The sequence below is a fragment of the Formosa sp. S-31 genome (assembly GCF_051172795.1).
GTDB lineage: Bacteria > Bacteroidota > Bacteroidia > Flavobacteriales > Flavobacteriaceae > Formosa.
On sequence record NZ_JAENDK010000002.1, the window covers coordinates 743,107 to 765,712 of the forward strand.

Genomic DNA, 22,606 nt, shown 5'->3' on the forward strand with positions numbered 1-22,606 from the left:
GGTGTAAATTTACTTAAAAGGTGATAAATATCATATTTTTAATGTACCGTATTTTAAATATTTGAACTCCATAACTCCATCAATTAATGAACCAAAATACGTGCTTTCACTGCGGAAATGACTGCGAGGACGTTACAATTACCTGCGACGAAAAATTATTTTGTTGTACGGGTTGTAAGACCGTATACGAAATATTTTCAGACAGCAATTTAACCGCCTATTACGATTTACAACAATCACCAGGTGCCATTCCGAAGGATATTGAAGGTAAATACGATTACTTAACTCAAAGCCATATTTTAAATAAACTTCTGGAGTTTAACGACGAAGGCACACAAATTACAACACTTTATATTCCGCATATTCACTGCAGTTCCTGTATCTGGATATTAGAAAACCTTTATAAATTAAATAAAAACATCACCAGTTCTCAGGTCAATTTCAACAAAAAGACCCTTAGGATAACATACAATTCTCATGCCATTACCTTAAAAGACATTGTTTTACTTTTAAGTTCCATAGGTTACGAGCCCTATATAAGCCTAAACGATTTTAATGGCGAAAAAAAACATATTAACCGTTCGATAATATACAAACTGGGTATAGCGGGTTTTGCTTTTGGCAATGTTATGTTTTTATCCTTCCCGGAATATTTTGATGTTAACGAATATTGGTTAGATCATTATAAACCGTTATTTAGGTGGTTAATGTTTAGTTTTTCGCTTCCCGTGGTATTCTATGCCGGACGCGATTATTTTACCTCGGCGTTTAAAGGCTTACGAGGCGGCATACTCAATATAGATGTGCCTATAGCCATAGGTATTGCTGTTTTATTTTTAAGAAGTACTATTGAAATTATTTTCGACCTAGGTTCCGGATTTTTCGATAGTCTAACCGGACTTGTTTTCTTTTTACTTCTCGGTAAATTTTTTCAGCAAAAAACCTATTCCTTTTTATCCTTCGAACGTGACTATAAATCGTATTTCCCGATTGCAGTTACCAAAATTAACTCTGAAAACACTGAAACCCCCATTCAGGTTTACGATATTAAAGCCGGTGACCGTTTGCTTATAAGAAACGAAGAACTTATTCCTGTAGATTGTATTCTAATAAAAGGACATGGCTCGATTGATTATAGTTTTGTTACTGGGGAATCGGAACGAATTACCAAGCAATCTGGTGATAAATTATTCGCCGGAGGCAAGCAACTGTCTGGAAGCATAGAAATTGAAGCGTTAAAAGAAGTTAAGCAAAGCTATTTAACCCAATTATGGAGTCATGATATTTTTAATAAAAATAAGGAAGATGGCTTTACCAACATTACAAACACGGTAAGCAAACATTTTACCTTTTCAATTTTAACTATAGCTTTTTTGTCTACTGTGTTCTGGTTGTATTTTGATGCTTCTAAAGCTATGAATGTTTTTACAGCTGTACTTATCATTGCGTGTCCCTGCGCTCTGGCTCTGGCTGCTCCATTTACTTATGGTAATATGTTACGGCTATTTGGGAAACATAAATTATATTTAAAAAATGCCAGTGTTATAGAACAATTAGCTACAATAAACACTATAATATTCGACAAAACGGGTACTATAACTGCAAATCAGAAAAGTACGGCTACTTACGATGGTATACCTCTGAACAACGAAGAAGCCGATTTATTAAAAAACACCTTACGAGGTTCCAATCACCCTTTGAGTCGTACCCTGTACAACTTATTAAAATCGAACGATATATATACTCTGGATTCCTTTGAAGAACATATAGGCAAAGGCATCTACGGTAAAATTAAAAATCGGGATATAAAAATCGGTTCAGCCGGATTTGTAGGACAAACCGAACTTAAGAAAACACTCAATACCAGCGTACATATTAGCACTAACAATATATATAAAGGTAAATATACCTTTTACAACAGTTACAGACCGGGCTTATCAAAATTGTTTAATGCACTAAAAACAGCCTATGATCTGGTTATTCTTTCGGGCGATAATGAAGGTGAACAGGAAAATCTGAAAAAGCTGTTACCAACCAAAACGAAGCTCCTCTTTAATCAGAAACCAGAAGATAAACTGGAGTACATAAAATACCATCAGTCTGAAGGCGCTAAAGTCCTTATGGTTGGAGACGGCCTTAACGATTCCGGTGCTCTGGCACAAAGTAATGTTGGTATAGCAATTTCGGAAAACATAAATATTTTCTCTCCTGCCTGCGACGGTATACTTGACGCTACTGTATTTGAGAAACTAAATTCCTTCATAAAAGCATCAAAATCATCCATTAAGGTTATTAAATGGAGTTTTTTATTATCTTTAATATACAATTGTGTTGGCTTATATTTTGCGGTAACCGGACAACTTGCTCCAGTAGTGGCTGCCATTTTAATGCCGCTTAGTTCTATAAGTATAGTCGTTTTTACAACTGTTGCCACGAATTTAATAGGAAGAAAATTAAATTAATTGAAATTTTTAAACCTGACAATTGTCATTTTTTTAGGCTGATTGGCATATTAATTTTAAACCGAAATAATCTTACATGAGTGTCATATATATATTACTAGCAGTCAGCATTATAGTAGCTATAATTTTCTTTATAGCTTTTATTTTTGCCGTAAAACGGGGCCAATTTGACGACAGTTACACGCCGTCGGTAAGAATGCTGTTTGATGATGAACTGGTAAAAGACACCAAAAACGAACCTTTATAAACCAAAAATGACTAATCAAATTTAAATTATGGAAGTACAACAATTTTATTACGATAATAAGATCGTTAAAAAATTCATTTATGCTACTATCTTCTGGGGTGTAATTGGAATGGCTGTAGGTTTGCTCCTTGCGTTTTTCTTTTTATTTCCTAACCTGACTGATGGTATTTCATGGTTGAGTTTCGGGCGTTTAAGACCCTTGCATACTAATGCTGTAATCTTTGCCTTTGTGGGTAACGCCATTTTTGCCGGCGTATATTACTCATCGCAGCGTCTTTTAAAAGCCAGAATGGCAAGCGATCTGTTAAGTAACATAAATTTCTGGGGGTGGCAACTTATTATTGTCGCTGCAGCGATAACGTTACCTTTAGGTTTTACCTCATCTAAAGAATATGCCGAATTAGAATGGCCAATAGATATTGCTATTGCTGCTGTTTGGGTTGTTTTTGGATGGAACTTAATCGCTACCATATTAAAACGCAGACAACGTCACCTGTACGTGGCGATCTGGTTTTATCTCGCAACCTTTGTAACCGTAGCTGTATTACACATTTTTAACAGTTTAGAACTTCCTGTAAGCGGATTAAAAAGTTATTCGGTTTACGCCGGGGTACAGGACGCTTTAGTTCAGTGGTGGTATGGACATAATGCCGTGGCATTTTTCTTAACTACACCGTTTTTAGGTTTAATGTATTATTTTGTCCCTAAAGCGGCCAATCGTCCTGTCTATTCTTATAAACTTTCTATAGTACACTTCTGGTCCTTAATTTTTATTTATATCTGGGCAGGTCCACACCACTTGTTATATACAGCTTTACCGGAATGGGCACAAAACTTAGGAGTAGCTTTCTCGGTAATGCTTATTATGCCATCCTGGGGTGGAATGATTAATGGTTTACTAACCTTAAGAGGTGCCTGGGACAAAGTACGTACAGATCCTGTTTTAAAATTTATGGTCGTGGCTATTACCGGTTATGGTATGGCTACTTTTGAAGGCCCGATGTTATCGCTTAAAAACGTAAATGCCATTGCTCACTTTACAGACTGGATTATTGCTCACGTTCACGTTGGAGCCTTAGCCTGGAACGGTTTCTTTACCTTCGGTATGGTATACTGGCTGGTTCCTAAATTATTTAAAACCAAATTACACTCTATAAAACTAGCTAATGTTCACTTCTGGATTGGAACCCTGGGAATTATCATGTACGCTTTACCAATGTACGTTGCCGGATTCTTACAAGCCAGTATGTGGAAACAATTTAACCCTGACGGCACTTTAGTTTACGGAAACTTTTTGGAAACCGTAACTGAAATTATACCAATGTATGCTATGCGTGCTGTTGGTGGTACCTTATACTTAGTGGGGATACTCGTTCTGGTTTACAATATCTATGTTACTGTTAAAAACGGAACAGCTGTTACAGACGAATTGGCAGAAGCTCCTGCTCTGGAACGTGTAACTAACAAACGTATAGCCGGAGAAGGCTTTCACACTTGGTTAGAGCGCCGACCAATTCAGTTAACCATTTTGGCTACTATCGCCATTTTAATTGGAGGTATTATTCAAATTGTGCCAACCATAATGGTAAAATCGAATATCCCGACAATTAGCAGTGTAAAACCTTATACACCACTAGAACTCGAAGGTCGCGATATTTACATTCGTGAAGGCTGTGTGAGCTGTCACTCTCAAATGATACGACCATTCAGAAGTGAAGTAGAACGTTACGATCCTAGTGGAGGTGAATACTCTAAAGCAGGAGAATATGTTTACGATCATCCATTCCTTTGGGGAAGTAAGCGTACAGGACCAGATTTACACCGCGTAGGCGGCAAATATTCAGATAACTGGCATTTAAATCATATGTACGATCCACAAAGTACATCCAGTGGTTCTATTATGCCGGCCTATCAATGGATTATCCGTAACGAATTGGATAAATCGGATACAGAAGCAAAAATGGAAGCCATGGTATCGTTAGGCGTGCCATACAGCGATGATGATATTACCAATGCACAGCAAAGTATGATAGATCAGGGAACTGCTATCGAAAAAAATCTGTATAGCGATCCGGATTTCGCAGAAACTTATGAAAATGACAAAAAAGCTGCAGCTGAAAGCGGAAGTAATTTTGTAGAAATGAGAAACCGCGAAATTGTAGCTCTTATCGCCTATTTACAGCGTTTAGGAACCGATATAAAAGTAACAGAAGACTAATAAAACCTATTAATCATGTTGAATTTTGCAAAACATTATATGGATAGTATTTCAGGGATTGAAATTTACCCAATTATATCCCTTTTAATCTTCTTTTCCTTTTTCATGATTTTATTTTGGTGGGTATTTACCGCTAAAAAAGATTATATCGATACTGTAAGCCATATTCCATTTGACAACGAAAACGACAACCACCAAAACGAAACCAAATTATGAGACATTACATACCATCCTTTATAAGAGTACCGGTTTTATTCCTTATTATCGCTGGCCTTGTTGAATATTTTGTGGACTCGGGAGATCAGCCCGCGTTTGTAAAATATCCAGCCGTAATCTTGTTTTTATTACTGGTATTAGTAATTATTATTGCCATAGAAGGTATTGTTTCTGCTCTAGATAATATCCTTTTTCAAAGTTTAGATGCCGAAGCCAAAGCCAGATATCTGGCCGATAAACATAAAACACCTAAGTTTATCTCTTGGATAAAGCGTACATATACCAAACTACTGGGGCAAAAACCAATAGCCGAGGAACACGAAATTATATTAGACCATAATTACGATGGTATTCGCGAATTAGACAATTCCCTTCCGCCATGGTGGTTATATGCCTTTTATATCTCTATCGTATTTTCTGCTGTCTATTTATTACGATTTGAAGTTTTTAATGGTGCCTCTCAGGTTGATGAATATGAAACCGAATTGGCTGAAGCCAAGATTGCCATAGAAGCATACAAAAAAACGGCCAAAGATCTGGTTGATGTCAATACAGTAACCCTACTTACTGATGCTTCCGATTTAAATGCAGGTAAAGCAACTTTTATGACCAACTGTGTAGCCTGTCACATGCAGGATGGTGGCGGTGGTATTGGCCCTAACCTAACGGATGACCATTGGATTTTAGGTGGTGGAATAAAAAATGTGTTTCACACCATTAGCGAAGGAGGTCGATCCGGAAAAGGTATGATTGCCTGGAAACAAAGCTTAAAACCAGCTGAAATTGCTCAGGTTGCCAGTTATGTTTTAAGTCTGCAAGGTACAAGTCCGGCAAAACCTAAAGAACCGGAAGGCGATATTATCTGGACTCCGGAAATGGATCAAGCCGAAGAATAATAACAATTCATATAATACAAAATAATTCAAAGCCCGACACCATTATGGAAACTCCAGAAAACGAAGTATTCAGAGATTCTATTGGAACTATAACCGAAGATGGAAAACGGGCTTGGGTTTATCCCAAAAAACCCAGTGGAAAGTACTACGATAAACGTAAGCTGGTTAGTTACTTTTTATTGCTCTTTTTAATTGTATCGCCTTTTATAAAAATAAACGGCAATCAGTTTTTAATGTTCAATGTACTGGAGCGCCGTTTTAATATTTTTGGTTTTCCTTTCTGGCCGCAGGATTTTAAACTTTTTGTAATTTCCTTAATTATAGGTATTGTATTTATAACCATTTTCACAGTGGCTTATGGTCGCATTTTTTGTGGATGGATATGCCCGCAAACCATTTTTATGGAAATGGTTTTCCGACGAATTGAATACTGGATAGACGGGGATCGCGGGAAACAAATGCGACTCGACAAACAAGCCTGGAATACAGAAAAAATAAGAAAACGACTTTTAAAGTGGTTTTTATTTTTACTGGTTTCATTTGTAATCGCAAATGTATTTCTGGCTTATCTTATAGGTGGCGATGAGGTACTTACATTAATAAAAGAAGGGCCTTTAGCGCACTTAAGCACTTTAATTCCGCTTTTAATTTTTACTGCGGTATTCTACTTTATTTTTGCCTGGTTTAGAGAGCAAGTTTGTATTATTGCCTGTCCTTACGGCAGACTACAAGGTGTTTTACTGGACAATAAATCCATTATAGTAGCCTACGACCACAAAAGAGGCGAAGGTGAAAACGGAAGAAAAAAAATCAGAAAAAATGAAGACCGTCAGGCATTAGGTCATGGCGATTGTATAGATTGTTTACAGTGTGTTCACGTTTGTCCTACAGGTATAGATATAAGAAACGGCACACAATTGGAATGCGTTAATTGCACTGCCTGTATCGATGCCTGTGATTCTATAATGGAAAGTGTTAATCTTCCTAAAGGTCTGATTCGATATGCCAGTGAAAATGAAATAGAGAAAAAAGAAAAATTTCAGTTTAACACACGTCTTAAAGCCTATACTGCAGTATTGGTTATATTAATAGCCGTCTGGGGTGGTATGTTATTTAACAGAAACGCTCTTGAAGCAACAGTTTTAAGATTACCCGGACAGTTATATGAGCACAAAGACAATAACATCATCAGCAATGTATTCACCTATAAGCTGATAAACAAAACTAACAACGACATAGAAGATGTTAGTTTTAAATTAAAAAATTATCCGGGTGAAATTAAACTGGTATCCACATCTAATACTATTTTAGTTCCGGGACAAGGTTTGGCAGAAGGCACCTTATTTATAGAAATAAAGCAATCTGATTTAAAAGGTGACAAAAACAAACTGACTCTAGAAGTATACAGTCAGGATAAACTAATAGAAACGACTTCTGTACGATTTTTAGGTCCAAGAAGCTATAATTAAACACATATTTCTTATGAAAATTAATTGGGGAACAGGTATTGTAATTGCATTTGCTTGCTTTATCACTTTCATCATGTATTTTGTAATTACTATGATTACGGATGATAAATACGACCACGATCTGGTTGTGGAAGATTATTATAAACAGGAATTAAATTTTCAGAACGACATCAATAAAGAAAAAAACTCAAGAAGCCTGGTTGAAGACATTACTTACGTACATAATTCAGATGGGGTCTTATTAAAATTTCCTGCTCAGATGTCAGATAACGATGTATCGGGAACAATCTCTATGTATCGTCCTTCGAACAAAGCCCTGGATTTTAATTTACCGCTACAAATTAAAGACCATAGCTTTCTTATACCTAAAGAACGGTTAGTGGAAGGACGATGGAATTTAAAGGTAGACTGGAATTATAAAAACACAAACTACCTTTACAAACAACTTATTGTGTATTAATATGCTCTATTCTGCTTTATTATTCGGTTTACTTGGAAGCTTTCATTGCGTAGGCATGTGTGGCCCTATAGCCTTTATGCTACCTGTAGACAGAAATAATACTTTTAAAAAAGTATCGCAGATTTTTATTTATCACTTTGGCAGACTACTATCCTATAGTATTATAGGATTGATTTTCGGATTTTTAGGTAAAGGGCTATACATTTTTGGCTTACAACAAAAGCTTTCTATAATTATAGGAATAGCTTTAATTGTTATTGTACTCCTGCCCTACAATACATTTAACAAGTATAATTTTTCAAAACCACTCTATAAAGTCATTTCAAAAGTGAAGCAATCCATAGGAAAAGCTTTACAGAAAAAAACAGCTGACACCTTTTTAACTATTGGGTTTCTTAACGGCTTTTTACCTTGTGGTTTAGTCTATATGGCCGTTTTATCCTCTATTGCAACGGCCGATCCGTATTCAGGTAGTTTATATATGTTCCTGTTCGGCTTAGGTACCATCCCTTTGATGACGAGTGCCGTTTATCTTGGTAATATGCTAAATGCTCTGGCTAAAAAACGCATTCAAAAACTAATACCCGTATTTGTAATTTTAATTGGTGTTTTATTTATCATTCGCGGTTTAGGCTTAGGAATTCCTTATTTATCTCCAGAAATAAATTCAGGTACTGCAAATAGCCACATGGAATGTATGAAATAAAAAAAAGGAATTGATTTATTTACAATCAATTCCTTTTTCAAACTAAAAATTAACTAACAAATTTATAAAAACTATTATTTCTTACTAATAATAGAACCTTAACCAGAAATAACCTCTTATTTCTATCGTAAATTTATCAGGATAAAATCAATTATTGACTCCTAAAGCTGCACTTTAGTTTTTATTTAACAGAATTTGTTAAATAAAACAAAAAACGGAATTTAAAATCTACTACTTTAGACCTCAATTTTTCAGACCTTTACATAACATCCACATCTTTTCCAATTTGAATTAGCTACCTATTAAATTTGAATTTGTAGAAATTATCTGTAATTTCGAATTCATTGTAATTTTAAAACAATCAAAATGAAAAAAGGAACTCTAGTTTTAGCAGCTTTAGCTCTTGCTTTAGCCACAGGATGTAAATCTGATAAAAAAGAATCTAAAGATATAGAAGTAGCTACACCGGTAGCTCCAGAAAAGGAGATGGAAGTTACGCCTAAAAAAGTAAAAGTTGTTCTGGAACAAAAAAGTGAAAGTGGCGTTTCCGGAAATGCTGTATTTACAGAAGAAAATGGTACTGTGACCATGGTTGCTGTTTTAGGTGGATTAGAGCCAGGCATCCATGCCATACATTTACATGAAAAAGCAGACTGTTCTTCTCCAGATGGAAAATCGACTGGTGGACACTGGAATCCTCAAGGACAACCACATGGAAAATGGGGAGCTGCTGCCGGATACCACAAAGGAGATATAGGTAACTTTACTGCTGATGAAAACGGAAACGGAACCATTACATTTTCCACTGACGAATGGTGTATCAGTTGTGGTGATGAGAATAAAAACATCTTAGGAAAAGCCATAATAGTACATCAGGGTACTGACGACTTTATTACACAACCTACAGGAGATGCTGGAGGACGTGTGAGTTGTGGTGGAATTATAGAATAACATATTCATATTGACTTATAAAAAAGCTGTAATTGTTTAATTACAGCTTTTTTTGTGTTAACACCAAAAAGAAAATTTGCATTTCAGTTTTAAATATATAATTTACCTTTGTGAGGACCTAAACCAAAACCAATGAACCCTTCTGCCAGTGGATGGATTAAAAAGCTACTTAAGGAATTAAGTTCAAAAGCATTAATAGATCACCCTTCAGACGAAGCATTTTACACCGCTTTTCGCGAATCGGGCTTTATTTACGGATACAACACACAAGTCGTTAATAATTACATTATAAACCCCGATTTTACAGAAGAAGAATTATGTAAAATCAACCTCTGTATCGCTTTTATTCACACACACAGAATAAGCCAAACCGACCTTCCTTTATTTGAAAGTATCGTATCTTTTTATTCGGCGATTAACCAATATAAATCTACATTTTTAGAGGATGTTCTTGGCCGGGAAGCATCTGAACCTCTGGTTGAGAAAATAATGCATAAGCGTGTTCAAATAGACGATAATATCATAACTAAACCTTTTAACCATTACATTACCAATGTACTTTTATACTTAGATGTTATAGCTTATAAATACTATTTAAAAAACAAAGCGATTGGCTCTTCGTATTTAGAATCTCTTGAAGCTTCCATCATAACCATAGTTTTAGAAGCTTTAGGTTTAAAATCTCATAAAAGCAAATACGATAACAGCTTAATAGATTTGTTTGAATCTTCTCTGCGATATCGCAAAAAAGAACATTTAACGTACTCCGAAGCCATTGTCATAGCAAATAATGTTAATCACCCCATATACTATTATGATATTGCCTGTATGGCAACCTGGAGCGACAGTATTCTGGAGCCAAATGAAGCGCATTTTTTAAATGAATTAAGTACTCAGCTAAATATTGAAAAAGACCAACAAAACGAGTCATTTTCTGCTATAAATACTTTTTTTAACACCCATAGAAATGAAATACCTCTTTTAAGTTCTAAAAATGTGGTAAAAAGCTTCTACAACCGTTCCAGCCTGGTAGTAACCAAATTGATTACCAGAAACAAAAAAAGACTCATTGTAGAAATTAAAGGCAGTAGAGATCTTTTAATCTTACTGTCACAGTCGACAATACGGGAATTAAGTGATGAAGAACATAAAAAATTAAATCATTTACTACTCGATATTTTTAAAACCATACCGAGTCTGGCCATTTTTTTACTTCCAGGCGGTGCTATTTTGCTCCCCATAGTCATTAAATTTATTCCTAAGTTATTACCATCTGCATTCGATGATAATAGGTTAGAAGATTAAGAGTACTCTTCCTTACTCTTTTATAAACTTAAAGCTTTTTTGAGTAGATATACTTTCACAAAGCAAATAGTAAAATCCAGATTTTAAATTTTTCGTATTTATAGTCAACAAGGTTTCTGAACCTAATACATTTACATGACTTACTAACCTGCCACTAATATCTATTATTTTATAATTAACAAGTGAAACACCTTTAGGCAATTTTAAATACAAACTGGATTTCACAGGGTTAGGAAATAATGAAATATCATTTAAAACCGAAGATTCAACACTTAAAGTCTGAAACGTTAGTGCTTCGGTAATCGTTTCACTTATTAAAACATCATCTATGGAATGCGCTATTACTTTAAACCACGCAGTATCACCGTTATCCAATTCAGGAGCGCTCCAGGTATAACTTAAATCTGATACATCGGATACCAAACTGTTAAAAGTAGTTCCATCTGTACTGTATAATAGATCGTAATACATAGGACTTCCGGCATCAGGATTATTTAAGGTCCATGAAATTGGATTAGCAGCATTAAAAACATTTGCTTCAAATTCACTAAAACTAAGTTCCGGATGACTGTATGTATGTACTAACTCTGCAAATCCATGACCTGTTACTTCTACCCCATTTACCGTTCCTACAATTGTTGTTGCTCCTTCATAAAACCGAAATGGTAACATCACTTCTGTCGTATTATTACGTCTTGTGATAGTAAGATCCACTTTATTTTTTTCTGAAGTTAAACGCCATTTACTGGAATAACAATTCACGTTATCATTAGTCCAATCAAACTCCAGTCGCTCTAAAATAAAATCGGCAGTAGTATATTGAGTTGCCTCGTCAACATAAGCAGAAAACACTTTATAATTTAAATTATCCGGTATCTCAAATTCCGGAGTAAAAATATTATAAGCATTTATATCCATGCCGTTAGAAAGTTGTATACTAAACCACTCGTATTTTTCTCCTATATAAGGATTAAAACTACCGTATTGCCTGTCTATCCAGGCCGTTCCCGTAATATTTTCAGTTGTTCCGTTAAACGTTATGCTTCCAGAAACCGTATTTCCTGTTTGAGAATAGTAGTATGAATAATTCTCACTTCCCTGATTTAAATATCCGGTATCACCCAATAATAAAGGGCGCTTAGTGGTTTTATAATCTAAATTTAAAGTACACGCCGGAGCTGTAGCACTTATTGTATATTCAAATGGAATTTTATTGTCCTCTGAGTCGATTTTAGTCGTCCAGGATTCTTTAGATCCAGTAAACACATTAGCAACGATATTTAAATCTGAAGTAGACAATGTTTCGTAATTCAAAGCTTTGGTGTCTCTGTAAAATGTCCCTGTACTTTGATCTGTAATATTCAAGATTCTAAAACCATCGAAACCCTGATACGCATACGAAAAATAAGTTAGCATGTAGGTAAAGGTTTTCCCGCTTGTTTCTCCCTTTATTTCACCGGTGGTATACCACCATTCTACCGGTTCATTGGCATGATGCCCTTCGTCCTGAGGAAAAGAAACGACACTACCCTCCGGAGTATATGGATAGGATTTCCAATCTTGAGCAAATGTAAAATTAAATACAAAACAAGCTAAAATTAAGGTGGTTAAGTTGATTTTCATAGCGAAAGTTATTTATATACCTAATGTATATTAATTATTTTCAGCTTTAAAATAAAATCTTCAAAATCACTTTTTTATAGCCTAAGTGTAAAGGTGTTACGCTAAAAATTACTCTAACCACGCCCTAAATTGTTTTACCCGTTCGCGCGACACGATTACGGCATCCCCTTTAAATGAATTCAATTTTATTTCTAAACGCGAATTGGTATAACTAAGCATATCCTTAATAGCCTCAATATTAACTATAAATTTTCTACTAACTCTAAAAAATTTGTTTGGTTCTACTTCCTGTTCCAATTGATCTAAAGTGGAATTCAACAAATAATTCCGACCGTTTTGTGTATACAGATAAGTTCCTTTATTCTCACTGTAAAAACACTCCACGTCATCGCTATTTATCAATTTTAAATGCTGTCCCACCTGTACTGAAAATCGCTTTTTATAACTGCGCTCCAACGGATTTATCAAAAGATTTTTAATCTCATTAAAATCCACTAACACTTGCCGCCGCTGCGGAATTCGCATTTTGAATTTTTTAACAGCGTCGTGTAAATCCTCTTCATCTATAGGTTTCAACAAATAATCTATACTATTCAATTTAAAAGCTTTAAGCGCATATTCATCGAAAGCTGTTGTAAAAATTACAGCCGATTTTATTTCAATTGCTTCAAAAATTTCAAAAGACAGGCCGTCACTCAGCTGAATATCCAGAAAAATAAGTTCTGGATGGTCATGAGTTTGGAACCATTCAATAGATTCTTCGACCGAATGTAGCAACACTTCTACCTCTACTCCAATCTGGAGCAACATACGTTGTAACCGTCTGGCCGATGGCTTTTCATCTTCAATAATTATAGCATGCATATCGTTATTTTATACTTTAAATAATTCAACAGGTTTATCGATTCCTATTCCCATTTCTTTGGTTTATCTTCATCTAATAACTCTTTAATTTTTCGTTCCTCCCAATCCTTCCCAATAATTATGGAAGGTAAAAACACCGATAAACCATGAGCAAGTAGTCCAATCCCCCAGAATATTGGAGTTCCCAAATTATCCCATACAAAATACGTCTCTCCTATCTGCAAATTTTGCATGTTTAATATCGCTATTAAAACATTTACCACAACATAAACCATAGCATGTATATAAAACCTTCTAATTCTCGCCACCCGTCTTTTAGCTCTTTCGTAACGTTCCTGTTCAAAAATTGAATTTTCCATTAGTTCCAGTGTTTTTGTTGTTTTTCCTTTTCTAAAATTTCCTGAATTTTACGTTCCTCCCAGGACTTACCATATCCAAATACGGTAAATGCATGAATAATTATACCCATTCCCCAACCTAACATCGGGAACCAGAACCACTGGAACCCCCAGAAGGTTTTATAGTTTATAAAAATTAAAAACGGGATAATAACGCAGTAAGACACTATATTTCCATAAAACCCCTTTAATTCTTCTACACGTTTTTTCGCTCTGTAATAGGCCTTTTGTTCGTCACTTTCGTATTTAATTGTTTCCATAATTCCTAATTGTTTTGTTAATACAGGTATTTTTACACTAAAATAACTGGAGGTTTCCTCCACCAATACCCGTCTTTTGGTTAAAATGGCGTAGCGGTTAACTATATTTTGAAGGCCTACACCCTGCCTTGTTTTTATTACCTCTTTCTTTTGAAGGTTATTCTTTACTACCAGATAATTATCTTCTATACTAATAGTTATTTCCAATGGTTTTTTCTCGCTTACAGTATTATGTTTTATCGTATTTTCCAGCAACAATTGCAAGGATAACGGAACTACTTTTGCTTCAGGATTTTCAAACTGTTCAGGTAAAACACATATTATACTATTTTCAAAACGCATTTTAAGCAAATTTAAATAGGTCCTGGCAAAATTCAGTTCTTCCTCTACTGTGACCAACTCTTTATCGCGTTGCTCTAACACGTAGCGATAAATTTTAGATAAAGACACGGTAAAACGTTGTGCATTTTCAGGATTTTCTTCAATTAAAGCAGTTAATACATTTAAACTGTTAAATAAAAAATGAGGATCTATCTGATTTTTAAGACTTTCAAATTGGGCACTTGCAGTTCCTGCTATAACCTTCTGTTCCTTTAATTTTTTCTGCTGATAAGCATTATAGAAATAAATAACATGAAAAATGATTACAATAGTCAGGGTAACCCAAAACCCAAAAATATAATTAGACCAGCTTTCATTACTTAAGAACTCCTTAAAACTATGGCCTTGATACAGTATAGCTGTAATAGCATGTAAAATAAATAACCCGATTAGAGTTAGTATTGAAGCCCCGACAAACCCTAAAATAATTCGTAAGCCTCTTTCGTTCTTTTTCCAGTTGCGCTTCGCTAAAAAATTAAAAAACATAAGGTTACCAAACCCTAGCACAAAAGCATACAACTGATAAAACAAAAAATCTATAACAAAATCATCTACAGATTCGTAATTAAATCCGTTAAGCAAAACGTTTCCTAACAAATAAATTACTGTACCTATACCAAAAGTGATTACAATATTTTTAACTGATTTTGTCATTTTTTAATTTTAACCCAGTTGCTTGTTGCTTTTCTTAAAGCATTAAAAATAATTATTGTTTAAATGTAGTAAAAGATCTACTGCATTCCTTCTCTTAGAACTGAATGGTTTGTTTTCGATTCAATCTTAAACACACATTATTTTCGATTGATATAAAAAACGTCTGATGACTTACATAATTAAAATTATCCTCTATAAAGACGATTGTTTCAAAGACTTCTGGCACTTTCAAAGATTGCGTATCTAAATGACAGGCTGAAGTTGTACAGTCTATAAAAACATCCTGATGTTCTGGTTTGGTATTGCGCTCGGTTTGGGCGTTTAAAACAAGATGCGCAACCAACATTCCTAATTCGATTAAATGTTTCATAATAGTATTGATTAATTATTATGCTACAAATATCCTTTGTACCCCATTCTTAAGAAATATTATACTACTGAACTGTAAAAATTAAAGCCTGAATTGTAATGTAACAATCAAATTCTCCAACTCATTTTTCATTTTAAACTGAAATTGATAAATACAAACAGCTAATTATATATGCAAAATAAAGAGATTTTAAATTTCGTTTACTATTGAAATTCAAACTCAAAATCACTTTACAATTCTTAATATATGTTTTGTATTTTTTCTCTTAATCCCGGCAATTTTAGAACACTTTTATTTCCATTATTTGAATTATCAGATTGTAAAATATATAAACACAAAGCACCTGCATAATCCAATTTCACACATTTATTTCTTACTGTATTCACCTCGAAGCAGCACAAATTATTCGATAAGAATTTTAAATAACACCACCTATTTTACTATTTTAACCTTCTGATAATTTAAAGTGTTTTGTCCAACTTAACACGCTTAAAACATCAAAAAACACCACAATAAATTTTATTTATACTAAAAATATAAATAATTAATTTTCAACATATTTAAATCAATTATTTAAATCGATAATTCAAGATAAATTATAACATTAAAAAATAAAACAGAAACCATTTAAATCCTATGGGTTTTGACAATTATCTTAGTAACACAGTTTTTTTAAGCTTCTCATATGCCAATCTGTTTTGTTAGAATTGTAACAATATTAACTTTACGTCTACTAATGAAATATCTAACCATTTAATTTGAATAAAGAACTAGAACATAATTTCATTCAGCTGCTGGAAGAACATCAGAATATGGTGCATAAAGTTTGCAGGTTATACACCAATAATTACGATGCACATAACGACCTCTTTCAGGAAATCACCATTCAACTCTGGAAAGCCTATCCAAAGTTTCGAGGTGATTCCAAATTCAGTACCTGGATGTATCGTGTTGGATTAAATACTGCAATTACCTTGTACAGAAAATCAAAGCGCAGTATTCAAACTCAGGATTATGATTCGGTTCAATTTAAAATTAAAGCTGTAGATTATGATAGTACGGAGGAAGAACAATTAAAACTATTATATCGGGCTGTTCACCAATTAAACGATATAGAAAAAGCATTGGTTTTTTTGTATCTGGAAGACAAAAACTATAAAGAAATAAGTGAAACTTTAGGGATTAGCGAAGTTAATGCACGGGTGAAAATGAATCGCGTTAAAACCAAGCTTAAAACTATTTTAAATCCGTAAACTTATGGATGAGTTAGAATTATTAAAAAAAGACTGGAAAAAGCAGGGAAACAACGATTTTCCAAAGCTTTCCTATAACGATATTTACAAGATGCTCTTAAAAAAGTCATCTTCTATCGTAAAGTGGATTTTTATTATCAGTATTCTGGAATTCCTGTTCTGGACTTTAATTTCGTTTAGCTTCAAAGACTACGATGCTTTTGACCAGTTTAAAACCACAGACGCTAAATACCTTCTTATAGGATTGTCTGTAATAGGCTATATTGTTCTGTTTTATTTCTTTTACCGTTTTTACAAAAACTACAAAACGATTTCGGTTACAGATAACGCTAAAAGGCTAATGGAAAACATTCTTAGGACCAGACAAACCGTAAAACACTATGTTGCCTTTAACCTGATTTTCCTGGCGCTTTCAACAGTTTCACTGTTATTTATAGAATTCCAGCAGGATAAAGCGTTAATTGCTAAAGTAGATCATGCCGCAGCCAATGGAAATGCACTTTTATTATACGCTAAGGTTATTTTAATTACAGGACTGGGATTAGCCATAGTAATTGGTCTTTTACTAGGGTTCTACTGGCTTATTTATGGTCTACTAATTAAGAAACTGGACAGAAATTACAAAGAACTTAAACGCATGGAATTATAGCAACACTAAAACTCCCGCTGCTTATTCAGCTCTTCCATTTCCTGAATTTGCTGCTTAGTTAACACTTTTAAAAATGAAGGGTGTTGTTCTATGGCGTATTCTATTTTCTCTACGATATCGGCAATAGATTCATTCTCGTAATCAATATCTAAGGGCGCCTTAATCTCCATGCTCTGCAGTATATTTTTCTTTTTTATACGCAAGCCTTTTTTATCAAAAGAACGTCTGAATCCATCAATTACAACCGGAACAACTATAGGTTTATAGCGTTTTATAATATGCGCCGTTCCCTTTCTAATGGGCTTAAAAGGCGTTGTAGTTCCTTGTGGAAAAGTAATCACCCAACCATCGTCTAAAGCTCTGGCTATACTGGAAATATCACTCATTTTAACCTGCCTGTTAACATCCTTTCCCTCAGATCGCCAAGTACGTTCTATACTAATAGAACCTGCATAAGCAAAAAGCTTCGGTAACAAACCTGCTTTCATAGTTTCTTTAGCGGCAACATAATACATATTAAGTTTCGGATTCCAGATATACCCCACGTTCTTGATAGAATCCTGTCTTCCACTTAAACTCGCGTTAAACACATGAAACATTGCTACAACATCTGCAAAATATGTTTGGTGATTAGAAATGAATAAAACATTGCTATCCGGAAGATCTTTTATAATTTCAGAACCTTCAATCTGCAATTCATTAAAACCTCTGAAACGACGGTGTGAGAACACGCCAAGAATTCTAATGAGCCATTTTTTTAAAAACAGAATATGTCCGAAAGGATTTCGCTTAAACAATCCCATGATTTTGTATTATTTTTTTAACGGGTACAAATGTAGGAAAACTCAAGGATAACTCGCCGCTTTTAAAAGGTCTTTTACCTCACTTAGCATCATAGCTGTAGCTCCCCAAACCACATGTCCTTGTAAACTAAAGGCAGGAACCTCAGTTTTAACTGAATACGAAGTAGTTACCACCTTACTCACTACGTTTCTTTCGTTAATAAATTCTGAAAACGGAACTTCTATAATAGCTTCAACTTCTTCATCCTGCTTGCTCAAACGGGGCGTTTCATTAACTATGCCTAAAAATGGTGTTACAAAAAAGTTACTTGGCGGAATATATACCTGTGTTAATTCTCGCCACACCTGAATTATATGTTCCGGTACACCAACTTCTTCGTTAGTTTCTCTTACAGCAGCCGCTTGCAGAGAATCATCGTCTGGTTCCAGTTTTCCTCCCGGAAAACCAATCTGTGCCGAATGCACGCCTTTATAGGTTTTTCTTAAAATTAAAACCAAATGTGTCTGGCCACTTAAATCTGGATAAAACAAAGCCATTACACCTGCCTGTCTTGCGAATTCCATCTTAGCCTGATGTAATGCTTGCAACTCCTTCCGAAATGGTGGCGACATTTTAAGTTGAGAAGCTTCGGCTGGAAGCGGTATATTTTTTATTTTTGAACCTAACTTTAAAAAATCATCAAAATTCATTTATGAGATTTCTAATTTTTAGTGTTTTATTCCTTTTGCTTTTTTCCAACTGTGAAGATACGCATTCTAAAAAAAATAATGCAGCAATTAAGCCAGTAACAATAGAAGAACCGGAAAAAAAAGAAAAAGACACAACTGAAGTCACCCCTGCTGAAACCCGGGAATTCCCAAAATTAACAGATGCAAATGCTATGGAATTCTTCCTTCAATACGAAAAAGAACATAAAGAAAATAAGGTAAGATTAACTACAGATTTTGGCATTATAGAAATCCAGTTATTTAATGAAACTAAATTTCATCGGGCAAACTTTATCTACTTAACCAAACAACACTATTTTGATGATACACAGTTTTACAGAGTGGTTAAAGATTTCATTATTCAGGCCGGAAACAGCGATAATATTGAAATTGCTAAAAAGCGGAATTACATTGGAGAATATTTACTCCCTACAGATGCCAAACGCGGATTTAAACACGAACGAGGTGTAGTTTCCATGCCAAGCAGCGAAATAGAAAACCCTCATAAACTGGCTTCGCCTTACGAATTTTTTATTGTCGTACCCGAAAGAGGCGCCCATCATTTGGATGGAAGCTATACAATCTTTGGAAAAGTAACCAGAGGCATGGATGTTGTAGACAAAATTTCTAACGTAGAAACCGATCGCGCTGAATGGCCACTAAGCAATATCTACATTAAAAAAGTTGAAATTATTAATTAATCTTTATACACACTTGGCAAGGCTATTTTAAACCGCACTGCAACCAGACGAATTATAATAACTACCAATACCGATATTACGAAATTAATATTAGTAGGCACGTGAAGTTTTAGTAAAATCAAATAACAGGAAGCCCCAACAAAACAAGCTGTTGCATAAATCTCTCTGCTAAAAATAACAGGAATTTCATTACATAAAATATCTCGTATTACCCCACCAAAACAGGCAGACATAATACCGAGTGAAATACAAATGGGAGGCGCTAAACCAGCTGTTAACCCCTTCTCCACTCCAATCACAGTATAAAGACCTATACCAATAGTATCAAACAAAAACAACGAAGTCCGCAAATAATCAATCTTACTTCTAAATAGTATACCAAAAACGGTCGCTCCAAAAATTAAATAAACATAAACCGGGTTTTTCATCCAGATTACCGGTGTATCTCCAATTAAAACATCTCGTAACATACCACCACCTGTTGCCGTAACAAAAGCAATTATTAAAATTCCAAAAGGATCCATACGTTTACTCTGGGCTACTAAAACACCAGAAATTGCAAAAGCTACAACACCAAAAATATCTATAAAATACAGCATTGTGTTAGGTTTTATTTAGGCTGCTAAGATAACATTTCTTCATTGGAAAAACATGTTGTTTTTTCAGACTACTCAATAACAGGAATTACAGTTCAGCTATTAAATACTACAATTGAGACAAATAAATATTTATTCACAAATAAAACCATAGATCTTAGCAAAGTAAACAATAACACGTAACACCATGAAAACACTTTTAACAAAAATCGCAATTCTAATCCTTCTTATAGGTAGTAGTACAATACTAAACGCTCAATCAGCTCAAGAAACACATAGTATTTCTGTTAGCATAGAAAATATTAAAAGTAACGAAGGGCATGTTTTAATTAGTTTACATACCAGGGGCACATTTATGAAAGGGCCGGGAATACAACGCAAAAAAAGCAGCATTGTAAACGGAAAAATAAATGTTACTTTCAACAATATTAAACCGGGAACTTATGCTGTACTTGCTTTACACGACCTTAATGACAACAATGCTATGGATTTCGATTCCAGTGGAATTCCGAAAGAATCTTATGGAGCGTCGAATAACGAAATGAGTTTTGGTCCTCCAATATTTAACAATGCTGCATTCGAATTAAGTAACCAGGATATTGTACTAAAAATAGCATTTTAAAGCAAAAAGCGATTACCAGAACCTTCTGTTCTAATAATCGCTTTAATTTTTACGCAATAATAATAAATAACTAGTCAAAGTTATAGACGAAGTATTTCAATTAAACACTTTCTCCTAACCAGGCTTTCATCATCCAGATGGTTTTCTCCTGTTCGGTAATAAAATCACTCATCATAGAGTTAGTACCTTCGTCTTCGGCGTCATCAGATTTCTCTAGAATTTCACGCTCAATTTTCAGTAAAACTGACAAAGAATCTACGATAAGCTGCACCGCTTTCTCATCATCAGAAATATTCTTTCCAACTGGCACTTCTGCTAAAGCAGTATAATCTTCGAATGTATGCAATGGTGTTTCACCTAAAGTCAACACACGTTCAGCTATCTCATCTACTTTCACATTTGCATCTGTGTATAATTCTTCAAACTTAACATGAAGTTCAAAAAAGCGTTTCCCTTTAATATTCCAGTGAATACCTCTTAGGTTCTGATAATAGGTTTGAAAATTCGCTAATAAGCTATTCAGATCTTTCGCTAATTCTTTGGTCTTTTTGGAGTCTAATCCTAATATATTAATTCCCATAATGTTATTTTATTTTTTAATAGTTTATACAAATTTAGCCTATAATTAACTCTTATAACAATAGGTTTTATTGATTGATTTTATAATTTTATAGTCTAAAATTATACTATGACAATTACACAATTATACTATGTTCTTGCTGTTGCCGAAAACCAGAATTTTACAAAGGCAGCCGAAAAATGTTTTGTTACCCAACCTACTTTAAGTATGCAAATTCAAAAACTGGAAGATGAACTGGACGTACTTATTTTTGACCGGAGCAAAAAACCTATTGAACTTACCGATGTAGGTCGTAAAATTGTAAATCAGGCTAAGAACATCGTTAATGAATCTTATAGAATTCAGGATATTGTAGACCAGCAAAAGGGATTTATAGGTGGCGAATTTAAATTAGGTATAATTTCTACAGTAATGCCAACGCTTTTACCTATGTTTTTAAACACCTTTATAAAAAAACACCCGAAGGTTAAACTTAAAATTGAAGAACTTACTACCGAAGATATTATTAAAAATTTAAACGAAGGCCATTTAGATGCAGGAATCGCAGCTACACCTCTGGAGTTTGACAACATTAAAGAACGTCCTTTATATTACGAGCCCTTCGTTGGATATATTCCTAACAACCATCGATTACACAAGCAGGATAAAATAGATGCTGAAGATCTTGATGTTGACGATATGCTTTTACTTGAAGATGGGCATTGTTTTAGAGACGGTATTTTAAATATTTGTAAATCGTTAAAAAAACATGAAGAAGACACGTTTCAATTAGAAAGTGGCAGTATAGAAACCTTAATTAAATTATCTAACGAAGGTTTAGGTATGACGCTATTACCTTACTTACATACACTAGACCTTAACGACAAACTGCAAACTAATTTAAAATTTTTCAACACACCGAGTCCGGCCAGAGAAGTCAGTTTAATTTATCATAAAAGTGAATTAAAAATGCAGATAATCGATGCTCTACACAAGGTCATTTCTGGTGTCGTAAGAGGAGCTATTGCGTTTCAGAATGTCAAAATAGTAAGTCCAATACCTTCTAAAAAAGATTAAAAGAATCTTATATTTTTATGAAAAACCTATGTTTTTAACACCAAAAAACATAAATACACAATATTAACTATTGTATTTTATGGTATTTACAAATTAAATGTTTAAATTTGTGTAATCGATTACAATTTTGTATTCGATATTAACAAACTAAACATTTT

At 34.2% G+C, this 22,606-nt stretch carries 24 protein-coding genes; 15 read left to right on the plus strand and 9 right to left on the minus strand.

The window, feature by feature from the left end; genetic code table 11:
• The first annotated feature begins 86 nt into the window (after positions 1-86).
• From I3217_RS03525 to I3217_RS03570, 10 genes are all read left to right on the plus strand, one after another.
• Entirely contained in the window at positions 87-2,462 is a 2,376-nt protein-coding gene (locus I3217_RS03525) for a heavy metal translocating P-type ATPase (RefSeq protein ID WP_435048350.1), read from the plus strand.
• Between the two features lie 76 nt (positions 2,463-2,538).
• Positions 2,539-2,709, plus strand: coding sequence for a cbb3-type cytochrome oxidase assembly protein CcoS (ccoS, locus tag I3217_RS03530; protein WP_435048351.1), 171 nt, complete (start codon positions 2,539-2,541; stop codon positions 2,707-2,709).
• 28 nt (positions 2,710-2,737) lie between these two features.
• Positions 2,738-4,927 carry a cytochrome-c oxidase, cbb3-type subunit I gene (gene ccoN / locus I3217_RS03535; protein WP_435048352.1) on the plus strand — a complete coding sequence of 730 codons (2,190 nt, stop codon included), beginning with the start codon at positions 2,738-2,740 and terminating at the stop codon, positions 4,925-4,927.
• Between the two features lie 15 nt (positions 4,928-4,942).
• Positions 4,943-5,143 carry a CcoQ/FixQ family Cbb3-type cytochrome c oxidase assembly chaperone gene (locus I3217_RS03540; RefSeq protein WP_435048353.1) on the plus strand — a complete coding sequence of 67 codons (201 nt, stop codon included), beginning with the start codon at positions 4,943-4,945 and terminating at the stop codon, positions 5,141-5,143.
• Positions 5,140-6,039: a cbb3-type cytochrome c oxidase N-terminal domain-containing protein gene (locus tag I3217_RS03545; RefSeq protein WP_435048354.1), complete on the plus strand. Its 900-nt coding sequence runs from the start codon at positions 5,140-5,142 to the stop codon at positions 6,037-6,039. Before I3217_RS03540 ends, I3217_RS03545 begins: the two co-directional genes overlap by 4 nt.
• 44 nt (positions 6,040-6,083) lie before the next feature.
• A complete protein-coding gene (gene ccoG / locus I3217_RS03550) occupies positions 6,084-7,508 on the plus strand; it encodes a cytochrome c oxidase accessory protein CcoG (RefSeq protein WP_435048355.1) in 1,425 nt (474 codons plus the stop codon).
• 13 nt (positions 7,509-7,521) lie between these two features.
• Positions 7,522-7,968 (plus strand): FixH family protein, encoded by a 447-nt coding sequence (locus tag I3217_RS03555; RefSeq protein ID WP_435048356.1) that lies wholly within the window; start codon positions 7,522-7,524, stop codon positions 7,966-7,968.
• Between the two features lies 1 nt (position 7,969).
• The gene (locus I3217_RS03560) at positions 7,970-8,674 is read left to right on the plus strand and encodes a sulfite exporter TauE/SafE family protein (protein WP_435048357.1); all 705 of its coding nucleotides are present in this window, start codon (positions 7,970-7,972) and stop codon (positions 8,672-8,674) included.
• Between the two features lie 366 nt (positions 8,675-9,040).
• Positions 9,041-9,625, plus strand: a complete 585-nt coding sequence (locus I3217_RS03565) for a superoxide dismutase family protein (protein ID WP_435048358.1) — start codon at positions 9,041-9,043, stop codon at positions 9,623-9,625.
• 132 nt (positions 9,626-9,757) lie between these two features.
• On the plus strand, positions 9,758-10,930 hold the full coding sequence (locus tag I3217_RS03570) for an LETM1-related biofilm-associated protein (protein WP_435048359.1): 1,173 nt from the start codon (positions 9,758-9,760) through the stop codon (positions 10,928-10,930).
• A gap of 12 nt (positions 10,931-10,942) precedes the next feature.
• Here I3217_RS03570 and I3217_RS03575 read toward each other — a convergent pair whose 3' ends face one another.
• From I3217_RS03575 to I3217_RS03595, 5 genes are all read right to left on the minus strand, one after another.
• Positions 10,943-12,553 (minus strand): lipocalin-like domain-containing protein, encoded by a 1,611-nt coding sequence (locus I3217_RS03575; protein WP_435048360.1) that lies wholly within the window; start codon positions 12,551-12,553, stop codon positions 10,943-10,945.
• A 108-nt stretch (positions 12,554-12,661) separates the two neighbouring features.
• Positions 12,662-13,417 (minus strand): LytR/AlgR family response regulator transcription factor, encoded by a 756-nt coding sequence (locus I3217_RS03580; RefSeq protein WP_435048361.1) that lies wholly within the window; start codon positions 13,415-13,417, stop codon positions 12,662-12,664.
• Positions 13,418-13,461: 44 nt separating this feature from the next.
• The gene (locus I3217_RS03585) at positions 13,462-13,776 is read right to left on the minus strand and encodes a 2TM domain-containing protein (RefSeq protein ID WP_435048362.1); all 315 of its coding nucleotides are present in this window, start codon (positions 13,774-13,776) and stop codon (positions 13,462-13,464) included.
• Positions 13,776-15,110 carry a 2TM domain-containing protein gene (locus I3217_RS03590; RefSeq protein ID WP_435048363.1) on the minus strand — a complete coding sequence of 445 codons (1,335 nt, stop codon included), beginning with the start codon at positions 15,108-15,110 and terminating at the stop codon, positions 13,776-13,778. Before I3217_RS03590 ends, I3217_RS03585 begins: the two co-directional genes overlap by 1 nt.
• A 94-nt stretch (positions 15,111-15,204) precedes the next feature.
• A complete protein-coding gene (locus tag I3217_RS03595) occupies positions 15,205-15,480 on the minus strand; it encodes a hypothetical protein (protein WP_435048364.1) in 276 nt (91 codons plus the stop codon).
• A 758-nt stretch (positions 15,481-16,238) separates the two neighbouring features.
• Here I3217_RS03595 and I3217_RS03600 point away from each other — a divergent pair.
• Positions 16,239-16,733 carry an RNA polymerase sigma factor gene (locus I3217_RS03600; protein ID WP_435048365.1) on the plus strand — a complete coding sequence of 165 codons (495 nt, stop codon included), beginning with the start codon at positions 16,239-16,241 and terminating at the stop codon, positions 16,731-16,733.
• Between the two features lie 4 nt (positions 16,734-16,737).
• Complete coding sequence (locus I3217_RS03605) at positions 16,738-17,382, plus strand: hypothetical protein (protein ID WP_435048366.1); 645 nt, start codon at positions 16,738-16,740, stop codon at positions 17,380-17,382.
• 5 nt (positions 17,383-17,387) lie between these two features.
• On the opposite strand, the gene I3217_RS03610 is transcribed toward I3217_RS03605, so the two are convergent.
• Together I3217_RS03610 and I3217_RS03615 are read right to left on the minus strand one after the other, a co-directional pair.
• Positions 17,388-18,185, minus strand: a complete 798-nt coding sequence (locus I3217_RS03610) for a lysophospholipid acyltransferase family protein (protein ID WP_435048367.1) — start codon at positions 18,183-18,185, stop codon at positions 17,388-17,390.
• 42 nt (positions 18,186-18,227) lie between these two features.
• On the minus strand, positions 18,228-18,875 hold the full coding sequence (locus tag I3217_RS03615; protein WP_435048368.1) for an NUDIX hydrolase: 648 nt from the start codon (positions 18,873-18,875) through the stop codon (positions 18,228-18,230).
• 2 nt (positions 18,876-18,877) lie between these two features.
• On the opposite strand from I3217_RS03615, the gene I3217_RS03620 reads away from it, so the two are divergent.
• On the plus strand, positions 18,878-19,594 hold the full coding sequence (locus tag I3217_RS03620) for a peptidylprolyl isomerase (RefSeq protein ID WP_435048369.1): 717 nt from the start codon (positions 18,878-18,880) through the stop codon (positions 19,592-19,594).
• On the opposite strand, the gene I3217_RS03625 is transcribed toward I3217_RS03620, so the two are convergent.
• Entirely contained in the window at positions 19,591-20,193 is a 603-nt protein-coding gene (locus I3217_RS03625) for a trimeric intracellular cation channel family protein (protein ID WP_435048370.1), read from the minus strand. The genes I3217_RS03620 and I3217_RS03625 overlap by 4 nt on opposite strands.
• Before the next feature lie 184 nt (positions 20,194-20,377).
• Between I3217_RS03625 and I3217_RS03630 the strand changes: the two genes are divergently transcribed.
• Positions 20,378-20,812, plus strand: coding sequence for a DUF2141 domain-containing protein (locus I3217_RS03630; RefSeq protein ID WP_435048371.1), 435 nt, complete (start codon positions 20,378-20,380; stop codon positions 20,810-20,812).
• 100 nt (positions 20,813-20,912) lie between these two features.
• Here I3217_RS03630 and I3217_RS03635 read toward each other — a convergent pair whose 3' ends face one another.
• Positions 20,913-21,392 (minus strand): Dps family protein, encoded by a 480-nt coding sequence (locus tag I3217_RS03635; protein WP_435048372.1) that lies wholly within the window; start codon positions 21,390-21,392, stop codon positions 20,913-20,915.
• 108 nt (positions 21,393-21,500) lie between these two features.
• Between I3217_RS03635 and I3217_RS03640 the strand changes: the two genes are divergently transcribed.
• Complete coding sequence (locus tag I3217_RS03640; RefSeq protein WP_435048373.1) at positions 21,501-22,448, plus strand: LysR substrate-binding domain-containing protein; 948 nt, start codon at positions 21,501-21,503, stop codon at positions 22,446-22,448.
• Positions 22,449-22,606: the final 158 nt, after the last annotated feature.